This is a genomic window from Streptomyces sp. SP17BM10 (assembly GCF_036322405.1).
GTDB lineage: Bacteria > Actinomycetota > Actinomycetes > Streptomycetales > Streptomycetaceae > Kitasatospora.
This window is the reverse complement of the sequence record NZ_JAQYXB010000003.1, coordinates 1-237: the sequence shown is the minus strand read 5'-3', so window position 1 is coordinate 237 and position 237 is coordinate 1. Positions and strand designations below refer to the sequence as shown.

At 61.2% G+C, this 237-nt stretch carries 1 protein-coding gene; it reads right to left on the bottom strand.

Annotated features, from left to right (window positions below; all coding sequences use genetic code 11):
- On the bottom strand, nt 1–237 hold a 237-nt coding region (locus PUR71_RS00010), incomplete at both ends, for a non-reducing end alpha-L-arabinofuranosidase family hydrolase (protein ID WP_329924218.1).

Sequence of the window (237 nt, the reverse complement as noted above, 5' to 3'; positions counted from 1 at the left end):
TGTTCGTTGGCGCCGCGGGCTTCGACGATCATGAGGTACTGGTTCTGGCCCTGGACCTTGTAGACCTGGGGGGCCTCGAAGAGGTTCTTCACGGTGTCGGTCATGACGGTGGTGTAGGAGGAGCCGAAGTTTCCGGGGAAGTTGCCGATGGGCATGCTCGCGCGGTAGATGCTGCCGTTGTCGCCGGCGAAGAACAGGTACATGTTCTGGTCGTCGGCGATGAGGGTCTGGTCGATC